The 20,531-nt window shown below is 38.8% G+C and carries 17 protein-coding genes and 2 other annotated features; of the genes, 10 read left to right on the top strand and 7 right to left on the bottom strand.

What is annotated here, in order from left to right; translation table 11 throughout:
* The first annotated feature begins 333 nt into the window (after positions 1-333).
* The 5 genes from FCN25_RS04205 to FCN25_RS04225 all read left to right on the top strand — a co-directional run bounded on the left by FCN25_RS04205 (position 334) and on the right by FCN25_RS04225 (position 7,593).
* On the top strand, positions 334-2,700 hold the full coding sequence (locus FCN25_RS04205; RefSeq protein WP_137222253.1) for a phosphoketolase family protein: 2,367 nt from the start codon (positions 334-336) through the stop codon (positions 2,698-2,700).
* A 394-nt stretch (positions 2,701-3,094) separates the two neighbouring features.
* The gene (locus tag FCN25_RS04210) at positions 3,095-4,210 is read left to right on the top strand and encodes an OmpA family protein (RefSeq protein WP_137222255.1); all 1,116 of its coding nucleotides are present in this window, start codon (positions 3,095-3,097) and stop codon (positions 4,208-4,210) included.
* A 295-nt stretch (positions 4,211-4,505) separates the two neighbouring features.
* Positions 4,506-5,459 (top strand): transaldolase, encoded by a 954-nt coding sequence (gene tal / locus FCN25_RS04215; RefSeq protein WP_137222257.1) that lies wholly within the window; start codon positions 4,506-4,508, stop codon positions 5,457-5,459.
* 15 nt (positions 5,460-5,474) lie between these two features.
* On the top strand, positions 5,475-7,112 hold the full coding sequence (pgi, locus tag FCN25_RS04220) for a glucose-6-phosphate isomerase (protein WP_137222259.1): 1,638 nt from the start codon (positions 5,475-5,477) through the stop codon (positions 7,110-7,112).
* Positions 7,113-7,407: 295 nt separating this feature from the next.
* Positions 7,408-7,593 carry a DUF3545 family protein gene (locus FCN25_RS04225; protein WP_137222261.1) on the top strand — a complete coding sequence of 62 codons (186 nt, stop codon included), beginning with the start codon at positions 7,408-7,410 and terminating at the stop codon, positions 7,591-7,593.
* 132 nt (positions 7,594-7,725) lie between these two features.
* Here FCN25_RS04225 and FCN25_RS04230 read toward each other — a convergent pair whose 3' ends face one another.
* The 4 genes from FCN25_RS04230 to thrA form a co-directional block, all read right to left on the bottom strand.
* A complete protein-coding gene (locus tag FCN25_RS04230) occupies positions 7,726-8,268 on the bottom strand; it encodes a hemerythrin domain-containing protein (protein WP_137222264.1) in 543 nt (180 codons plus the stop codon).
* 178 nt (positions 8,269-8,446) lie between these two features.
* Positions 8,447-9,730: a threonine synthase gene (gene thrC / locus FCN25_RS04235; RefSeq protein WP_137222266.1), complete on the bottom strand. Its 1,284-nt coding sequence runs from the start codon at positions 9,728-9,730 to the stop codon at positions 8,447-8,449.
* Between the two features lie 46 nt (positions 9,731-9,776).
* Positions 9,777-10,736, bottom strand: coding sequence for a homoserine kinase (gene thrB / locus FCN25_RS04240; RefSeq protein ID WP_175405823.1), 960 nt, complete (start codon positions 10,734-10,736; stop codon positions 9,777-9,779).
* Positions 10,733-13,201 carry a bifunctional aspartate kinase/homoserine dehydrogenase I gene (thrA, locus tag FCN25_RS04245; RefSeq protein ID WP_137222268.1) on the bottom strand — a complete coding sequence of 823 codons (2,469 nt, stop codon included), beginning with the start codon at positions 13,199-13,201 and terminating at the stop codon, positions 10,733-10,735. Before thrA ends, thrB begins: the two co-directional genes overlap by 4 nt.
* A 61-nt stretch (positions 13,202-13,262) precedes the next feature.
* Positions 13,263-13,380, bottom strand: a sequence feature (Thr leader region).
* A 548-nt stretch (positions 13,381-13,928) separates the two neighbouring features.
* Between thrA and slyD the strand changes: the two genes are divergently transcribed.
* Complete coding sequence (gene slyD / locus FCN25_RS04250; protein ID WP_137222270.1) at positions 13,929-14,489, top strand: peptidylprolyl isomerase; 561 nt, start codon at positions 13,929-13,931, stop codon at positions 14,487-14,489.
* A 268-nt stretch (positions 14,490-14,757) separates the two neighbouring features.
* A complete protein-coding gene (locus FCN25_RS04255) occupies positions 14,758-15,132 on the top strand; it encodes a hypothetical protein (protein ID WP_137222273.1) in 375 nt (124 codons plus the stop codon).
* A 91-nt stretch (positions 15,133-15,223) separates the two neighbouring features.
* Here FCN25_RS04255 and trpR read toward each other — a convergent pair whose 3' ends face one another.
* The gene (trpR, locus tag FCN25_RS04260; RefSeq protein WP_137222275.1) at positions 15,224-15,502 is read right to left on the bottom strand and encodes a trp operon repressor; all 279 of its coding nucleotides are present in this window, start codon (positions 15,500-15,502) and stop codon (positions 15,224-15,226) included.
* A gap of 262 nt (positions 15,503-15,764) precedes the next feature.
* Between trpR and FCN25_RS04265 the strand changes: the two genes are divergently transcribed.
* On the top strand, positions 15,765-16,214 hold the full coding sequence (locus FCN25_RS04265) for a cytochrome c (protein WP_137222277.1): 450 nt from the start codon (positions 15,765-15,767) through the stop codon (positions 16,212-16,214).
* A 125-nt stretch (positions 16,215-16,339) separates the two neighbouring features.
* Here the strand turns inward: FCN25_RS04265 and FCN25_RS04270 are convergent, their stop codons facing one another.
* Positions 16,340-17,005, bottom strand: a complete 666-nt coding sequence (locus FCN25_RS04270; RefSeq protein WP_137222279.1) for a cytochrome b/b6 domain-containing protein — start codon at positions 17,003-17,005, stop codon at positions 16,340-16,342.
* 395 nt (positions 17,006-17,400) lie between these two features.
* Between FCN25_RS04270 and raiA the strand changes: the two genes are divergently transcribed.
* Both raiA and FCN25_RS04280 read left to right on the top strand, forming a co-directional pair.
* Positions 17,401-17,733 (top strand): ribosome-associated translation inhibitor RaiA, encoded by a 333-nt coding sequence (gene raiA, locus FCN25_RS04275; protein WP_137222281.1) that lies wholly within the window; start codon positions 17,401-17,403, stop codon positions 17,731-17,733.
* A 143-nt stretch (positions 17,734-17,876) separates the two neighbouring features.
* Positions 17,877-17,998 (top strand) — a sequence feature (Phe leader region).
* 56 nt (positions 17,999-18,054) lie between these two features.
* The gene (locus tag FCN25_RS04280) at positions 18,055-20,001 is read left to right on the top strand and encodes a chorismate mutase (protein ID WP_137222283.1); all 1,947 of its coding nucleotides are present in this window, start codon (positions 18,055-18,057) and stop codon (positions 19,999-20,001) included.
* A gap of 75 nt (positions 20,002-20,076) precedes the next feature.
* Here the strand turns inward: FCN25_RS04280 and FCN25_RS04285 are convergent, their stop codons facing one another.
* Entirely contained in the window at positions 20,077-20,421 is a 345-nt protein-coding gene (locus FCN25_RS04285; RefSeq protein ID WP_137222285.1) for a hypothetical protein, read from the bottom strand.
* Positions 20,422-20,531: the final 110 nt, after the last annotated feature.

Here is a 20,531-nt window from a genome sequence, read left to right on the forward strand (position 1 = left end):
ATTGATGGGTAATAACAGTGAATACGTAAGTTACATTAACAACGATAGACATTATCAAAGTAAATAATACTTTGAAGTAACACAAATTAAACAGAAAACCATAAGCGACACAAATCACGCTTTACCAATTTGATGTTGACAATCTATTTTTAAATCATTGTAAATCGTTATTAAGTTTCAATCAATTACTGATTAATGGACCAGAAATGCTATTTCAATGAAAAAGCATTGATCAAAATTAGATAAAGGCCACATTATTGTAACAAAATTACAGATACTGTGTTCTCAAAGAAAGTTAATTAATTATTATTTTTACTTTAAACCGAGGTCATAATGACTAATTCAAATGAAATAATCGCGCTAAAAAAATACGTAAGAGCTACGAATTTCCTTGCGACATCGCAGATTTATCTCAAGCAAAACGTACTTTACAAGCGCCCTTTACAACATACTGATATCAAGCCTCGCCTACTAGGTCATTGGGGGACTTGTCCTGGAATTAACTTTGTCTACGCAAACATTAACCGTCTAATCGTTAAACATAAGCGTGAATTTATTTACCTTGTAGGCCCTGGTCATGGTTTCCCTGCCGTGCAAGCTAACTTATTTGTTGAAGGTTCGTTAAGCCATTTTTACCCAGAAACGATTCCTTATACAGAAACTGGTATCGAAGATATCTGTAAAAAATTCTCAGCGGCTTATGGTTATCCATCACATGCAAACCCAGAAGCGCCAGGTCAAATCTTAGAAGGTGGTGAACTTGGTTATTCACTGTCTGTAGCATGGGGTTCTGTACTTGATAATCCAAATCTTATTGCTGCCTGCTTAATCGGTGACGGCGAAGCAGAAACAGGTCCATTAGCTGCATCTTGGTATGCAAACCGTTTAGTCTCACCGAATAACAACGGTGCTGTGTTACCAATAGTACATATTAACGGTTACAAAATTTCTGGCCCTACCCGTATGGGACGTATGAGTCATGAAGAACTGGATTTAGAGTTCCGTGGTCTTGGTTATCACCCAATCATCGTTGATGATGAAATGGAAACCGATATTTTTGAACAAATGACCGCTGCAATGGACTTGTCATATGACATGATTAACGATATTCAACGCCGTGCTCGTTCTGGCGAAGATGTCGTCAAGCCTCGCTGGCCAGTTATCTTAATGAGAACAGCCAAAGGTTGGACTGGTACCGCTGAATATGATGGAAAAAAACTAGCCGGTAACTGTGAGTCTCACCAGGTTATAGTGAGCAATTGTGCTAAAGATAAGGGCCACCTTGAAGCGCTTGATAAATGGTTAGCAAGCTATAAATTCGATGAACTAGTACAAACAACTGAAAGTGGCGAACTTGTATTTGATAAAGACATTTTATCATTAATGCCACCAAAAGATTTATGTTGTGGTCGTCAACGCCTAAGCTACGGCGGAGAAGTGGTTCGTGCTTTAGCAAACCCTGACTTAAGTAAATTAGGTTATGGTTCTGAAATACATCGCGGCCAACGTGGTTTCTCGATGTTGAAAATGGGTGAATGGATGCGTGATGCATTCAAACTAAACCGTGATCAACGTAATCTACGTATTTTCAGCCCTGATGAAACTTATTCTAACCAGCTACAAGCAGTGTTTGAAGAAACTGACCGCGCATGGCAATGGCCAATCGAAAGCTGGGACCAAGATATGTCTCGTGATGGCCGTGTTATTGAACTGTTATCTGAAAACTTGTTATTTGGTATGTTACACGGCTACACAGTAACAGGCCGACATGGCATGTTCCCTACCTACGAATCGTTCTCACAGGTAGTGTCCTCAATGGCTGATCAATACTGTAAATACGTTCATGCAAGTCAAGGGATTCATTTCCGTAAGCCAATTCCTGCATGTAACATTGTGTTGTCATCACTATTAGAGCGTCAAGATCACAACGGTTATTCTCACCAGAATCCGTCTTTCTTAGGCGCAATGTTAGAAAAACATCCAGACATTATTTCAGCTTATTTACCTGCAGATGCTAACAGCACCTTGGTTTATACTGAACGAGCTTATGCTGACCGAGATAAACTTAATATCATCGTTGCCGGTAAAAAATCATTGCCACAATGGTTATCATTAGATGAAGCCCGTAAGCAAAGTAAAGATGGTGTAATGATATGGGATTTTGCTTCTGACGAAAATCCAGATGTTGTACTTGCAGGTTGTGGTGATTACGCCACTCAAGAATGTATGGCTTCACTAGTACTTATTCGTGAAATTTTACCTAGAGTACGTATTCGTTTTGTGAGCGTATCAGAACTTCATAGTGACGGCTTAGGTAGTATTAAATTCCAAAGCAAGCCTTGGATGATGGATGAAGTCTTCACTGAAGATAAAGGTGTTGTATTTAACTACCATGGTTACCCAAATACTATCAAAAAACTGGTATTTGATTATAAAGGTAACCGTCGCTTCCGTATTAAAGGTTATGAAGAAGAAGGTTCAACGACTACACCATTTGATATGGGTGTACGTAATGGTACTTCTCGCTACCATCTCGTTATCGATATGGCATACAAGTTATTCCAGCAAGGCGTTATTGATGAATCACAACATGTGACTATCACCACCGACATGCTGCAACGCTTGGTTGACCATAAAAACTACATCAAAGCACACGGTGTGGATCCAGAAGAAATCGAAAACTGGATATGGACTCGTTAATTAGATACTTTCCGTTAACAAAAATACGCCTTTAGGGCGTATTTTTTTGTTTTAATTCACTCAAAATGTTGCATATTTAGTCTATATTTCACTAACTTGTTAAATATAACGATTATATTAGCAATTTCCGACCATTTATTTTAAATTCAAAAAAAAATGTTTACGCCATGTTTTAATTAGATTTTCTGAATTAACGCCAACTTTTTAACGATGACATTTTATTGACCATTACTAAAAATTAATCTTTTTACTATGGAAAAACATCTAATTACCGACCATAATTGCGCCGCTGGCTAAAATACAAAGGAACACCACATTAAGTGTCAGCAATGCATGACTATAACAACTCCGTTACATGCATAAATGGTGGAGTAAAATAACAATGGACTTAAATATGATGAAGAACACATTAAAAGTAGTATTACTCACATCTATGTTGCCTTTTGCTGCTTCTGCTGCAGAAGAACTAACGCCTTGGTATGTTGGTGCAGGTTTAGGCGTCAATAACTATGAACCAAATTGTGACCAAAAAACCATGAAAGTATGTGGTGAAGATGATCCATATGCTTGGGACGTATTTGGTGGTTATTTATTTAACGAATATGTTGGTATTGAATTAGGTTATCGTGACCTTGGCCGTGCTGAATGGACTGATTATTCAGACAAACGCAATGATGTTGGCGCTCGCGGTATGTCATTAGGTTTTGTAGGGTTTTATCCTCTTGCAGACAAGTGGAGTTTATCAGCTGAAGCTGGTGCATTTAACTACCTAATCTCGAACAAAAAAGAATACAACACTGAATATTACAGTGATAGCGGTATTGCACCATACCTTGGTGCAGGTGTTGGCTATAACTTTACTGACAATTTAAAGTTACAAGCTAAATATCGTCGTTATGAAAATCTTGACGAAGAAAAGTGGAACACACTTTCAATGGAAAGCAACTATTGGGGTCTTGAACTAAGCTACCGTTTTGGTGCTAGTACTCCAGCTCCTGTTGCCGCTCCAGTTGTTGCACCAGTTGTTGTTGCTCTTGGTGATGATGATAAAGATGGCGTAACAAACAACATCGACAAATGTCTAGACACTCCATCAACTCATAAAGTTGATGCGACTGGTTGTACTGTTTATGAAAACGTTACAACTAAGTATGACTTAGGTGGTATTTTATTTGCTAATGATTCAGCTGATATTCGTTCTGGTTCATTTGCTGATTTAGAAAAACTTGCTGATCATTTAAATAAATACCCGCAACACACTGTATCTATTCAAGGCCATGCGTCTAACGTAGGTAAAGCGGCATACAACATGAAGCTTTCTGAGCGTCGTGCGGTAGCGGTTGCAAATGCACTAAACAAAAAGTATGGCATTAGCATGAGCCGTATCAATTCTGTTGGTTACGGTATAACTAAACCAGTTATGCAAGGTAGCTCAGCTGAAGCTAACCGTGTGAACCGTCGTATTGAAGCAGTTGTTACTGGTACTGAAAAACGTCCTGTAATGCGTTAATTGTCACAATAATACGCTACACTTTAAAAGTCGCTGCTTGCAGCGGCTTTTTTATTTTCAGAACAACCTAAACTGAATCTAAATGCGACTGTCATTGACCTTGCGGACATAATATTGCAAGTCACTTTCTACTTCATTAATCTATTCTGTCTTTTTAGCAACAATAATGGCGTTAAATAAGTAAAAATAACCGCTTTTTTCGTAATTTTTTTACAAATAAAGTTGGAATAATCCCTAAAATCGCTTCTAATAAAGATATTGATCTATATTCACTGCTTATCGAGAGGAAATCCCCATGGCCAACACACTCGCGCAACTCAAATCATTCACAACCATAGTTGCTGATACTGGCGACATAGAAGCGATTAAACGTTACCAGCCAGAAGATGCTACAACTAATCCATCACTTATTCTAAAAGCCTCTCAGATCCCTGAGTATGCTTTCCTTATTGAGAATGCAGTTGAATGGGCCAAAACTCAAAGCAACAATATTGAGCAACAAATTGAAGATGCGGGTGACAAACTTGCTGTGAATATTGGTGCAGAAATTTTAAAGCTCGTACCGGGCAGAATTTCAACTGAAGTCGATGCTCGCTTATCATTTGATAAACAACGCTCAATTGATAAGGCCCACAAGCTAATCAAATTGTACCAAGAAGCTGGAATTGATAAATCACGGATACTGATTAAATTGGCTTCAACTTGGGAAGGTATTTGCGCGGCTAAAGAACTTGAACAAGCTGGTATCAACTGTAACCTAACTTTACTGTTTAGTTTCGCTCAAGCAAGAGCTTGTGCTGAAGCGGGGGTATACCTGATTTCACCTTTTGTTGGTCGTATCTTAGATTGGTATAAAAAAGATACTGGTCAAGAATATACTGCAGAAAACGATCCAGGGGTGGTATCAGTTACTGAAATCTACAACTATTATAAGCAGCATGGCTATAGCACTGTAGTAATGGGCGCAAGTTTCAGAAGTATTGGAGAGATTATTGAGCTAGCGGGTTGTGATCGTCTAACCATTGGCCCTGCATTGTTAGAAGAATTGGCTAACACTGATGTCAAAATCAGTCAGAAATTGATTGCTACTACAGCAACACATAGTGCGCCAACACCAATGACTGAATCACAATTTCGTTGGGCGTTTAATGAAGACCCAATGGCAGTTGATAAATTAGCCGAAGGTATTCGTAATTTTGCCATCGACCAAGGCAAACTAGAAGTAATGTTAACAGCAAAATTAAGCTAGTTGGAGGTTTTACTCGTGACGACACTGACTCAAAGTACGACTTGGAAAGCGCTTCAAACCCATACAAGTCAATTACCTCACATGCGTGAATTATTTTCTCAAAACCCACAACGTTTTGAACAAATGAGTGTTACGGCTTGTGGTCTGTTTTTAGATTATTCTAAAAACCGTGTGAACGATGAAACACTTAAGCTACTATTTTCGCTGGCTAAAGAAGCCAAATTAAGTGAAAAAATCACCGCGATGTTCAATGGTGATATGATAAACAACACTGAACAGCGAGCTGTATTGCATACTGCATTACGCAGTAAAGCCACTCAAACAATTATTGCTGAAGGCGTGAATATCGTTCCTGAAATACAACAAACATTGGCTAAAATGGCTAAATTTGTTGATTCAGTACAATCTGGCAATTGGAAAGGTTATACCGGTAAAGCGATCACAGACATAGTGAGTATTGGAATTGGTGGTTCGTTTCTTGGACCAAAAATTGTTTCACAAGCACTAAAACCCTATTGGCAAGGTGGGCTTAACTGCCATTTTGTCGCTAACGTTGATGCAACCTCTCTTTGTGAAAAGTTAAAAAATCTCAATGCTGAAACAACATTGTTTATTATGTCGTCAAAATCCTTCAACACTCAAGAGACGCTCACAAATACACTCAGTGCCAAAGACTGGTTTTTAGCCCAAGGAGCAAGCCAACAAGATGTTGCTAAACATTTTGTGGCAGTAACGTCAAATGTGGCTAAGGCAACAGAGTTTGGTATGGACGCTAACAACATATTCCCAATGTGGGATTGGGTTGGTGGACGTTATTCGTTGTGGTCAGCCATTGGTCTACCAATAGCGCTACTTATTGGCATGGATAACTTTAAAGACTTGTTAGATGGTGCACATCAAATGGATGAGCATTTTACTAACACGCCTATTGAACAAAACATGCCCGTGATCATGGCAATGCTATCGGTGTTATATAGCAATTTCCATGGTTCTCAAGCACACGTCATTTTAGCTTATGATCATTATTTGCGGGGTCTACCAGCTTATTTCCAGCAATTAGACATGGAGAGTAATGGTAAGTCAGTGACTTTAGATGGTACTGACGTTGATTACAGCACGGGCCCAGTAATTTGGGGCGGTGAAGGCACCAATGGCCAACATGCTTATCATCAATTATTACATCAAGGTACAGCACTGATTCCTGCTGATTTTATCATGCCATTGCAAAGCCATAATCCGCTGGGCAAACATCATGATCAACTTGCGTCTAACTGCTTTGGGCAAACTCAAGCGTTAATGCAGGGTCGAACTTATGATGAAGCACTTGCTGAACTAAATAATAGTTCATTGGAACCCGCTCAAATAGCACTTATTGCCAAGCATAAAGCGATGCCAGGTAATAAACCGAGTAATACTCTACTGATGGACAAACTGACACCGAGCACATTAGGTGCGTTAATCGCGTTATATGAACATAGGACCTTCGTTCAAGGTGCAATATGGCAAATTAACTCATTTGATCAATGGGGCGTTGAACTAGGTAAACAGCTGGGTAATGACGTATTAGACCGTATTGGGGCACCAGAAGAGGCTAGTCAGTTAGACTCATCAAGTAATGCGCTGATCAATTTGTACCGTAAGGGACAGCTTTAATACTTAACCTCAATACAGAATAAACAGATAATTTATTACTGTTACCCTCCCGAACTGCGGTCTGTTAACACATTTGAGAAAAACCGTTGATAAAGCACCTTTAGCATTAATTGTTGAAGGTGCTTTTTTATGTTCAATATTCATTTAAAAACGCATCATAGAATATTAAAACCGCTGCAGAAATTCATCAAACTGTTACCGATTAGTAACATAAATGAAACTAAAGTATTGCAACCTATAGTTGAAATATGATACTTATTTATGCAGAGACATCATAATAACAAGGGAGGTTACCATGGATCGATTAGACTATGGTGGTGCGCTAGACGAAGTTGTTGAAAGACCAAGCCGCTCAAAAAGCTCATCAAAAAAACGCAAATGGCGTGAAATTGAAGCCATCAAAGATAAGCAGCGTTTACTCAAGGAATTACAAGATATTGACGATTCATTCAATTTTGACGTCAATACATTGATACTTTAATTGAATTCCATCGCAGTTAACATTTAGCGATAAAATCCAGTAAAAGAGCGCATAGTGCGCTCTTTTTGTTTGTTCAAGACTATTGAGTCTTAGCAATAAAATCAACAACCATTAACATAAACAACAATGGGATTATTTCTTGTCCGCATTTTCAATATAAACACGTAAATCTTCAAAAATCGTTTTGTCATTATCATTAAATAACGGATCATCAATTAACCGTTTTTTGCATAAAACAGTGATTTTTTGCCAGTCACTATCATCGAATACCTTAACAAAATTTGGAAAAACATCTCGCTCTTCATACTGCATATGCGATAGCTGTAGTTTAATATAATCTTGCAGATCGTTAATCAATTTTTCCCGTGAAATCACCACATCAGATAGAATCATATTCAAGCTATACACTAAAGCGCCAGATGCTTCAGCTAAACGATGATGTTCGTTATACAATTGACCACAATTTGCCTGACCCGTTTTATTACTGTAGTAATCAAAAATGATATCTTCTAATGGATGATGACTATGTTCAGCATAGCTCTGCATATACTCAACAATATCTCTAACCAAATGGAAATCAACTCCTTGCCCCTCAGCCAATCGAGTCAACTTATTTGAAAGAATATTTAACAAAGTGGCAATATTTTTATGATCGCGCATTAAACGTTGCAACATAATCGTCTCCCATTACCAATGAATTTATGTCTAAATAATAGCCAATAATATGCCATTTACTAATCTACACTGGTATAAACAATTTGAGGTATGACCCAGATCATAATATTGGAATTTAAAAAAAACACCTTATATCAAGATAAGCGACATAAGGTGTTAGGTAGTTTAGTAGCCTTAATTATGTTAATACAGCAAACATATGGGCTTTCAGTTGTTCAAAATCGGCTGGCAACTGTGCCGACAAAATCTGTTTTTGCTCAACAGCAGCTAATTCAGGCGGCAATGGCAAATTAATCGCCAACTCACGGTCAACCACATCCTTAAACTTAGCAGGATGCGCTGTACCAAGAAACACTCCGGTTTCATTACCAACTAGACCAAGCGTTAATGCATGAGCCGCAATCGCTGCATGAGGCTCTGACAAGTAGCCCTGTTGATAAAGTGAAGCTAATGATCTAGCAGTATCTTCTTCAGACAGTGCAACACCTGTCACCAATGATAGAGGCCATCCCATTTGGGTACAAATGGCTTCAACACGAGGCCAATTACTTGGCTCTGATACATCCATGGCATTTGACATGGTTGCCACTGTTTTATGCGGTTGCCATTCTCCCCCCATTAAATATCGCGGCACGGTATCATTACTGTTGGTTGCTGCAATAAAGCGTTTAATGGGTAATCCCATCGCTTTAGCAAATAGTCCCGCCGTTAAGTTACCAAAATTACCACTGGGTACAGACATAACAATCTCATCTTGTCCGGCTTGCTTAGCTTGCGCCACCGCTTCAAAGTAATAACAAATCTGAGCTAACAAACGACTTATATTAATTGAATTAGCTGAATTTAATGCTAAACCATCGCGAACATCACTGTCATCAAAAGCGTGTTTAACTAGCTCCTGGCAAGCATCGAAGTCAGATGTAACGGCTACGGTATGGATATTTTTACCTAATGTGGTAAACATCTTTTCTTGCAGTTCGCTGATTTTACCTTTTGGGTATAACACCATCACGTTAACGTTATCCAAACCATAAAATGCATCCGCGACTGCAGCACCAGTGTCACCCGATGTCGCGGTCAAAATGGTCAGTTGTCTATCGCCAGCAAGTAAATTGACACACTGCGCCATAAACCGAGCACCAAAATCTTTAAACGCTAAAGTCGGTCCGTGGAAAAGTTCTAAGCAAGCACGCTTGTCATCAACCTTAACTAACGGCACATCAAAGGTAAACGCCTTATCAACTAACTTATCAACACTCTCCTGACCTAATTCATCAGCTAACCAAGCCCCTAGGACTTTTTTACTTCGCTCAGCAAAGGGCAATGCCAATAATGCATCAATATCAGTTATTACAGGAATGGATTTTGGAAAAAACAATCCTCTGTCTTTGCCTAAACCAAGCTGAACCGCTTGACTGAAGTTCACCACCTGCGATGGGTGTTTTAAATTATATAATTCCATTGCGACTGCCTTTAAATTTCAATATAAATAATGCGAAAAATGAGCGTTACACGCAGCGCGTGCCAAGTTTATCTAATTTACAAACATGGGAAAAACCACCTTGCTCAGAAATATAATGCTGCATTAGCCAGTTTTTAGCTTTTTCTGCGGTGGCTAAATCATCAGTTACACTAAACAATGTTGGCCCACTGCCAGAAATACCGGTAGTCAACATGCCTAATTCAGCTAATGCTGTTCGTGCTTCGGTATAACCCGGAATTGCAGAGGCCCGATAAGGTTCGGCCAAAACATCTTTCAGCATTTCAATTGCCAATGCAGCATCTTGCTGATAACTCGCGTGTACAAATGCACTTAAATAACGACCAAAATCAATCGCAACAGATTTGTCATACTGTTCAGGTAATAATTGACGCATTTTAGCCGTTGATAATGAAATACCTGGATAAGCGATAACCCAATACCAATTATCAAAACTAGGAATCGTTGCACACGCTTTGTTACTGGCATTAAGCATTAACTGCATGCCACCTAGATAACATGGTGCCACATTGTCATAATGGACACTACCCGATATTTTACCTTCAAACTCGCCCATTAAAGCTAATAAAGCTTGCTGGTCAAATGGCTGACCAAAATGTTCATTCAACGCATATAACGCTGCAACAACCGAGCTAGCACTTGAGCCTAAACCACTGCCTACGGGAAGATTTTTTTCAAGACAAACTGTTACGCCATCTTGTCTATTTAATTTATCTAAAAAGAACTCTGCACATTGATAGACAATATTGTCTTTTCCGTCAGACGGTAATTTATGTGCCCATGGGCCAGTCTGACTATATTCAATGCCGCTAGCCGCAGCGCCGATCATGACTCTATCACCCAACAGAGACCCATCAACGGGCGCCAGTGCAGCACCCAACAAGTCAAAACCAACACCAACGTTCCCCATCGATGCCGGGGCATAAACTGTAAGCATGTCTTGACTGATCTTTAATGTTTGATTCATAACCCAACCTCACGAGTCCAGTTTAGGGTTCTTAACACGTCAGCAAATGCTCCAGCAGCAGTGACATCAGTACCTGCACCATACCCTCTTAACACAAAAGGGATTGGTTGATAATAACGACTATAAAATGCCAAGGCATTCTCGCCACCTTTTACACTGTATAACGGGTCGGAGGCATCCACTTCAATAATTCTGACATGACATTGCCCCTCTTCAATTTGACCTACATAACGCAATACCTTGCCTTCGGCTTTGGCCGCTGCGACTCGGGCTGAGATTTCAGCATCCAATGAAGGAAGATTTGCCATAAATTGGTTTACATCGCCAGAGTCATCAAAGTCAGCAGGCAATACTGATTCAATATTAATGTCTTCAAGCTCTAATGGCAGGCCAACTTCACGAGCTAAAATGAGGACTTTACGTGCGACATCCATACCACTAAGATCATCACGAGGATCGGGTTCGGTAAAACACTTGTCGCGAGCAATGGCCGTCGCCTGCGACAAGCTCATGCCTTCATCTAACATTCCAAAAATATACGATAGCGAACCTGATAAAATACCATTGAATTTATGGAGTTTATCACCGGCATACATCAGTTTTTTCAAGTTGTCGATAACCGGCAAACCCGCTCCAACAGTAGTTTCATACAAAAATTGGCGACGTTGAGTTAATGCTGTATGACGCAATGCCTGATAGTAAGCGTAATCACGAGTGTTTGATTTTTTGTTAGGTGTGACAACATGGAAACCGGCATTCATCACATCAAGATAACGATCTGACACCAACTCACTTGAAGTACAATCAACTAACACAGGGTTAAGCAATTGTTGCTCTTGACCCCACTCCAGTAAATGAGCTAAATCATACGGTTGACCTTTTTCAGCCAATAACGATTGCCACTCATTCAGTTCAAGTCCTTCGCTGTTTAATAACATTTGACTCGAATTAGCGATCCCACATACACGAATACTAATGTGCTGTTCTTTTAACATCGCACTTTGTTGTTTAATTTGCTCTAATAATCCAGCACCGACATTACCACTGCCGACTAAAAACACATCTAGATATTGCTGTACATCGAAAAATGCTTGATGACATGCACCAATGGCATGCTTGGTTTTTTTCTGTTGAATAACGGTAGAAATTGATCTTTCTGATGATCCCTGTGCAATAGCAATGATATTAACGCTGGCCTTAGCTAGTGCGGTAAAAAATTTAGCCGCTACTCCCTTGTGAGTTTTCATACCATCGCCAATCAAAGACACGATCGCCAAATCTTGACGCAATTCAATCGGTTCAAGTAATTCACTTTTAAGCTCAAGTTCAAATTCTTGCTCTAGTGCCCATTTTGCTTTGTTCGCTTGAGAGGTTGAGACACAAAAACTGATGCTGTATTCAGATGAGCTTTGGGTAATAAGCGACACCGAGATACCACTGCGAGAGATAACCGCCAAAGTCCGACTTGCCATACCGACCATGCCTTTCATTCCTGGGCCAGAGACGTTAAACATGGTTTGATTGTCTAGATTTGAAATTGCTTTAACTTGTAAACCCGTTTTATCATCATCATTAGACACCAATGTGCCGGGAGCTGATGGATTAAAACTGTTTTTGATATAACAAGGAATTTGATATTGGGCAATGGGTGCAATCGTTTTAGGGTGCAACACTTTGGCGCCAAAGTAAGAGAGCTCCATCGCTTCTTGATAGCTTAATTGCGACAATAATTTAGCATCAGCTACTACACGAGGATCGGTATTGTAAACCCCATCAACATCAGTCCAAATTTCACAACTTGAAGCGTCTAAACAAGCCGCTAAAACAGCAGCGGAATAGTCAGAACCGTTACGGCCTAATGTCACTACTTTGCCATGCGCATCTGCAGCGGTAAATCCAGGCATCACCCAAACTCGGAACTGATCAAGTGGCAACAAAGCGAACCTTGGTTTGCTCACGGCAATATCAACTACCGACTCTAATGGCTGTCCATGAGCTAAGAATAAGGCCACTGGATCTAATTGTGCTGATGTTATGCCTTTTGCTAGCATAACTTGTTCCATTAATGCTGCTGATAAGCGTTCGCCAGTCACCACTAATTCAGCACGAACACTATCAGGACATTCGCCCAATAACTTTATGCCATAAAGCTTATCTTTCCAAACCTGCATTTGCGCAGCTAATTTATCAACCAGTAATGTATGTTGAGCGACTGTAATAAGTGATGTTGCAGCATCAGAAAATAAACCATTAAATACACCATTGATGTGGTCTAACACTGGCTGATAGTCCTGTTGATTCACAGCAATATCAACCATCTCTAACAGCGCATTGGTTACTGTTGCAGGAGCAGAAAGTACCGTAGCAACAGATTCTGTCGAAGCTGTATCAGCAATAATGTCTGCCGCCATCGAAAAACGAGACCAGTTCGCCAACGATGTTCCACCAAATTTCATTACTTTCATGTTGCTCTCCTTGCCACTCATATAGTGACAACATTAAATTAAAATCAAATACCAGAATTAAAACAAAAAAGCCCGCTTCAGTTGTTAGAAGCGGGCTTTTTTTGCAAATCTTTTAGGGTGTAATCAGCCCGCCCCCACTATGGTAATAGTGGTGGTTGTAATGGTTGTAATTACAACAAGCAAGAGGGTAAACATTTGATGATTCTCTTCGTTTTATTAAATGTTGACTGCTGATAATATTTAATCAGATTAAATAGCTGACTCCACGTTGGCTAACAGAATTGCTTTTTTTACCTAAGGTTGTCAACCCCTCATTACAGTTTATTCTCTAGTTATTTTAGATGTTGAGTTGATTTTTTAAATATTCAATATAATTAAAACATAAAATATGTTGTAACAGCCAAGACTGACAGCCGAATTTAACTTTAACGCTAACGTAACCCTAATAAAAACTAACGACAAAAATTAATAAATACATGTAGATGTCACAAATTAAGCAAAATATTATAATGAATACCTTATCGATAAATAATTTATCGATAAGGTATAAATGCTTTATCAATTTACTCCACCATTTTGATGATTTATTTTCAACATGAGATTAGATAAAACCTGCAGCATAAGACAAAATAAAAAAAGCTGTGATTGAATAAGCAAAAACTGATGTTTATCATCGCAGTCCAATAGCAAAATACGCTATCATATCTTCATCACAATTGGAGGCGATATGAAAATTACAAAACATGCGGCGGTCACTATTCATTACCGCTTATCTGATGAGCAAGGCGTACTTATTGAAAATTCATTTGAAAGTGAACCGATGGTTTACTTACATGGTACTGAAAATTTAATTCCTGGACTTGAATCAGTTTTAGAAGGTAAAACTGCTGGTGAAAAAATTGAGGCGAAGATCGCGGCTGAACAGGCTTATGGCGAATATCACCCTGATTTAAAGCAAGAAGTGCCTGTAAGTGCCTTTGGCGATATAGAAGACATCGTTCCTGGTATGCGTTTTATTGCTGAAACTGAAATGGGTCAACGCCCAGTTCAAGTAACTGAAGTGAAAGACGATGTCATTGTTGTTGATGGCAACCACCCTCTTGCAGGTCAAACACTGCATTTCAGTGTTGAAGTTATCGCGGTAAGAGAAGCTACAGCAGAAGAACTGTCTCATGGTCACATTCATGCCGAAGGCGGTTGTGGTAGCCATGAACACGGCCATGATCACGAATCATGTGGCACAGAAAAACCTGGCTGTGATGGTAATGGCGGTTGTGGCTGCCGTTAATGCGTTAACGCATTATTTATTCGATAAATAGACCTGTTACTCGTTATTTCTTAAATGTCTGTTTGTCAGTAAAAAGGTTGAAACATCTTAAGGCACTGTCTAGTTACTAGGCAGTGCCTTTTTGTTTAGGTTATAGTTCATAAGCTAATCATACCAATTCCATCAATTAGTCAGATTTATTGTCATCACAGTTAAGGATGATCTAAGGGTGATAATCCTCATTAATTGACCTTCAATTGAATAAATAATACATAGCGACGGAGTGCATATGTTGATTAAACCGCTATACGAATTATTGCCTTTCACTTACATGATTGTTGGCAGCGTGAGTATTTTTTTACTAGAACCCAATTATGCTCTTATTGCTTCTGTTGTGGTGTACTTATATGGTGCACATATTTATAACTTACGATCTAGGAACCGCCGAACAGATCTAAAACGTAAACGAAAGTCAGGTTTAATACCTGAAACGCTTTATGGTTTATTACCTTTTATTTACGTTTTAACCGCTGTGGGTATTTATCGTTTTTACCCCAAAGATTCCAGCACACTCTTTGCTTTATGTTTAACCTCTTATGGTTTATATCTGTTCTTAAGGCGTTTAAGTTATCGTCATCACCGACTACCGCGGGGCATTAGCTAATACTGTGGCTTGCTACACGCAAACTCAGCATACTTTCGGAAGCACATCAAAGCATTCTGTATCGACATGATCAATGTCAATGACCGCTTATCTAGTCTAAGATTAATTTTTTAACTAATTCTCTTTGATTGGTAGGCATATTTTTTAAATAATTTGAACATCGTGTAATAGTTGCAATACTGACTTGATGATCTGCAGCAATTTGTCTTTGACTTAATTCCCCAGCCAATAACGTTTGAAACACCTGTAAACGCCCAGAAACTGAACTGCGTTCTTCTTCTGTCAGCAACAATTGAAACAACACAGACAAATCATCTTCATTTGCATGAGTTAATATTTTTTCTACAACTAGATTCCAGTTGGCACGCATTGTTTTTCTCTTTTTAGTAATGCCGAGACATTACAAGTGTACCAAGGAACTGTCCCGACTTGCAAAAATGCTCCTAACTTAAGCTGTAATGAATTATATAACCGTAAAATTGAAAGCAACTGATAAAACATATCGCAAATATGCAATAAAATTGTGTAGAATAAAGTGTGATTGATTACACATTTATTCTCATAACAGTATGTGTGTCATGATTAAAAATGCTTATGGAACCAGTATCATCAACAAAGAGTGAAGGATGACGATGAAAAAAATATTATTAGCCATTGCGGCAACAACAATGATTATCCCTGCTGTGTTTGCAAATAATTTTAAAGAACCTGCTGATGCGATTGAATATCGCCAAGCTGCATTCAGCTTAATTGGTTATAACTTTGGTGATATGGCTGCGATGATGAAAGGTAAAAAACCTTTTGATGCAGCAGTATTCAGCACTCGTGCAGAAAATGTTGCAGCATTATCAAAAATACCACATGAAGGTTTTATTGTCGGTTCTGATAAAGGCGACACAGAAGCCTTAGCAAAAATTTGGCAAGACAAAGCTGATTTTGATAGCAAAATGACAACATTTCAAACTAATGCTGCTGCGTTAGTTGTTGCAGCTAAAACGAACGATAAAAACCAAATCAAACAAGCTTTCGGTAATACGGGCAAAAGCTGTAAAGGTTGTCACGACGTTTACAAAAAAGACTAATTTGGTAAGCTTTTGAATAGGGCAGTAATTAGTTTGGTTTTCCGCTTCAGGCTATTTCGAGGTTACTCTGTTCTGTGGCAAAATGATTAAAGCCCACAAATGTGGGCTTTTTTATTAGCTTTACATTATAAATAACTGACAACAGGTTCGAGTAACAACCACCAAATAAACGCAAAAATGACCAGTCCTATTGCTAACGCGATCCAAGGTGAACGTAACTTGGGAGAAGACACTTGCTCACTAACATATTTATAACCAGTAAACATGGCCTTAAGGATATTGTCGCCCTTTATGACATAGGCTATTACAGCAATAATATGGATCACTGCCAAACCGAGAATAAGGTTAAAATTGGTTTTATGCAGCCATGTTAACCACCCTGCAGTATCTGACGATACAAGATACATTAATGGACCTTCAGTAAAAATATCATCAGTGGCAAATAGCCCTGTGATTAACTGCAACACGAGTAGGCTTAACAACGCTATCACCATATACCCACCTAATGGATTATGGCCTAGTGATACTGGTTTTGGTTGAGCTTTTACGTAAGCAATCACTTTTTTAGGTGAAACAAAAAAGTCACTAAACTTGGCGGTTTCACTACCAACAAAACCCCAAATTAATCTAAAAGCAATCAGCGTCATTAATAGATACGCCAATACTTGATGCCATTGCATTTCTCCAATGTCAGCAGTCCACCATAATCCACCAAACAGACATACCATTACCCAATGAAATAAACGGGTAGGAATATCCCACACCTTTATTTTTTGTTGATCTATACTCATTAATATCAGCCCATATCTTTTTATCTATGGTTAGATTATAAGCTAAACAAAAATGAATTAAATCACACTAGTATCAGTTTGTGGGTAATTTAGGCAATATTTAATAGACATAGGAAGATATTCAATAGGCTGCACCTATAGAGCAGGACTTAAGGGTAGTAAAATGGGGGATTCAAGCAGTAAAAAAGTTAATTTAGGAATGACTTATCCAACTAAATATGAGCCTATCTGAACCGTAATACAAGTACATTTTGGCACTTTTTGATGAAAAATGTCTAAGCGATCAAATAAGCCGCACTCGATAACAACAGCCACAAAAAATATGATCTAGATCACACTTTTTATGGTTAACCTTGGTAATCTGAACTTAAGCAAACAACAAGAAGGTTCCAAATATGCTGAAAATCACTAGCAAACAACTTGAAGTCACTGCCCTTATTCGCGAACGTATTGAAGGACGATTAGAAAAATTATCTCGACATGATATACAGTTAATTAACCCACATATCATTATTACTCAAGAAAAGCAGTTGTTTAAAATAGAGGCCTCAGTTGGATTACCTAGTGGAGAGCTATTCGCCCAGGCAAAAAGTGAAAACCTATATGCAGCAATCACTGCAATGGGACAAAAGCTGGAGAAACAGCTAAATCGCCTGACCCATAAACCCCAGGCTCAACGCCGAGAATCATTAACAGATGATTCGGAAAGCGAGTTTGAGTATGCATAAGGAGGAAAAAGCAGCTTGAAATTATTGATATCTAACCAGCGCACCTCAGGGTGCGCTTTCTTTTAGCTATAATAAGCTAAACAACACCTTGATGAGTAAAATTACATTGACAGCCGTCAGCCAGAGCTTTAGTTTTAAGTCATGAACAAAAAACTATTTAACCTTTTTATTTTCTTTTTTATTCAGCCCACCCTCGGAGGCGGATTTTCTGTGTAAAAACGAAACTGAAAATTCAAAAGCCTCCCAACTGGGAGGCTTTTTTGTCATATAAACACTGCTGTATATCAGTAAGACAGTATGTAGCGTTACATTGAGGTCAATATGCAAAAACCACCTGAGTTAAATCAAACTCGCGAACAGATAACTGCTCTGGATAAATCTTTGTTAGCGTTATTATCCAAACGCCGCCAATTGAGCTTAAATGTAGCACGTAGTAAAGAAATTGATGTTAGACCGATTAGAGACACCCAACGAGAAAAAGAACTGCTAGAGAGACTCGTACAACAAGGGCGTGAGCAAGGACTCGATGCTCACTTTGTTATTTCTCTATATCAAAGTATTATTGAAGATTCAGTTTTATTTCAACAAACTTATTTGCATGGCAGAGCAAACCCTGACACACAAAAGCAGCAGTATACTGTTGCATATTTAGGTGCTAGAGGATCTTACTCATATTTAGCAGCCAGCCGTTACTGTTCACGTCGCCAAGTCGAAATGCTGGATTTTGGTTGTAAAAGTTTCGATGACATCGTTAATGCCGTTGAATCAGGTCATGCCGATTATGGCTTTTTGCCGATTGAGAATACCTCATCAGGATCTATCAACGAAGTGTATGATGTGCTGCAACATACAACGCTATCGATTGTCGGTGAAACGACTATTGAAGTAGGACATTGTTTACTGACTAAACCGGATAGTAAACTTGCAGACATTAAAACAATTTATGCTCACCCACAACCAATCAGTCAATGTAGCCGTTATTTAAGCCAGCACCCTGATGTTAAACTCGAGTATTGCTCCAGTAGCGCAGAGGCTATGGCCAAAGTCGTTGAAGCTGACTGTAACTCTGTCGGTGCAATTGGCAGTGCTGAAGGCGGATCGTTATATCATCTGATTGCAATTGAACAAGGTTTAGCAAACCAAAAAATCAACCAAAGTCGCTTTATTGTAGTCGCCAGAAAAGCCTCTGCAGTTCCTTCACAGCTTCCGGCTAAAACAACTTTAATTATGGCGACCGGACAAAAACCAGGCGCATTGGTTGAAGCACTATTGGTTCTTAAAGCTCATAATTTAAATATGAGTAAGCTAGAATCTCGCCCTATTCCTGGTACACCATGGGAAGAGATGTTTTATCTCGATATTGATGGTAATTTAGCAACCACGGAAGTCCAGCAAGCTATCAAAGAACTCGAACGACTTACCCGTTTTATTAAAGTCCTAGGCTGCTATCCTTGTGAAACAGTGAAACCAACACAACTATCGCAAGCTCAGTTATTGATTGAACCTGACAGTTCGAAACAACAGCCAATCAAGCCATTACCCATCAGTCATGCTAAACATTCGCGCGATTACAATTCACAAGATACCCAATTATTCTGTAAACACTTACAAATAGGTGCAGGACAATTTAGCGCATTGCAACAAGTTAACTTACCGATAGACAATACAGACCTAGCCGCCCAAGCTAAGATTATCAAAGAGTCGGGCTTTCAAGCCATAGTGCTAAATGATTTGAAACAACAACTTAATGAACAACAATTAAAGCAACATGCACAAGTCATAGAGCAAGCTGGATTATTATGTGTAATGCAAATAGAGCAAGAACAAGAATTTGCTGTTGCGAGTCAATTAGCAGACATGTTGATTTTAAGTGGCAAACAAATGTATAACCCTGACATGCTAACGTTAATTGGCTCAGTTAATTTACCCGTAATATTAGAACGTAACACTATGGCCAGTATCGATGACTGGTTACATGCCGCCGACACAGTGCTCAGTTACGGTAATCAACAACTCGGATTATGTGAATCTGGTGTGCGAAGTTTTACCCACCCAGAGCAATTAAGTCTCGATTTAGCCGGATTGGTTGAGGTGAAATCACGCAGTCATTTACCCATTATTGTTAATACTAGTTTTAGCGGTAACGTTTCACTTGTTAATACTCATGCTATCGCAGTTAACCAATTAAAAGGTGATGGTATTATCATTTTACATCAAGACCAGATATCTCATGCTGAACTGATCCATGATTTATACCAAGCACATTAACCCTATAGCTAGATTAATTAACCAATAAAAATGCCGAGATATTATCTCGGCATTTTTATTTATATCGTGTTTACTCTACACCGCAATACCATCATTGAGGCTTATCCAACCTTTAAAAATACGATAAGTAAACCAACTAATACCAAGAATATACACAGGTAAACTTAACCAAAGTGGACTGAGAAAATATCCAGCAATAAAAAAAGGACATAAACCAATAATGCTCATCCGTTGCCAACGTAAGTGACTGCCTAATACGGAATGGGGATTAACATTTTTTTGGATAAGATTAAGCCAAAGACTCAACAAAACCGGTATAAAAAATAATGGAAAGGCACTCATTAAACCATAAAGGAAATGCCCTAAAGAATTATCTTCAACCTGTTGAACGGGTAACATATGCGATGGCATCATCGACATGGGGTTCCTCCAAAAGCAACCGCACTTACAAAATCAACACGGAATTTAAATTAGCGTATAATTAACCATAAGCCTTGTATGATTATTTCGCAATGTTAACATCAATTAAT

Source organism: Shewanella sp. MEBiC00475 (assembly GCF_005234075.1).
Lineage (GTDB): Bacteria > Pseudomonadota > Gammaproteobacteria > Enterobacterales > Shewanellaceae > Shewanella > Shewanella polaris.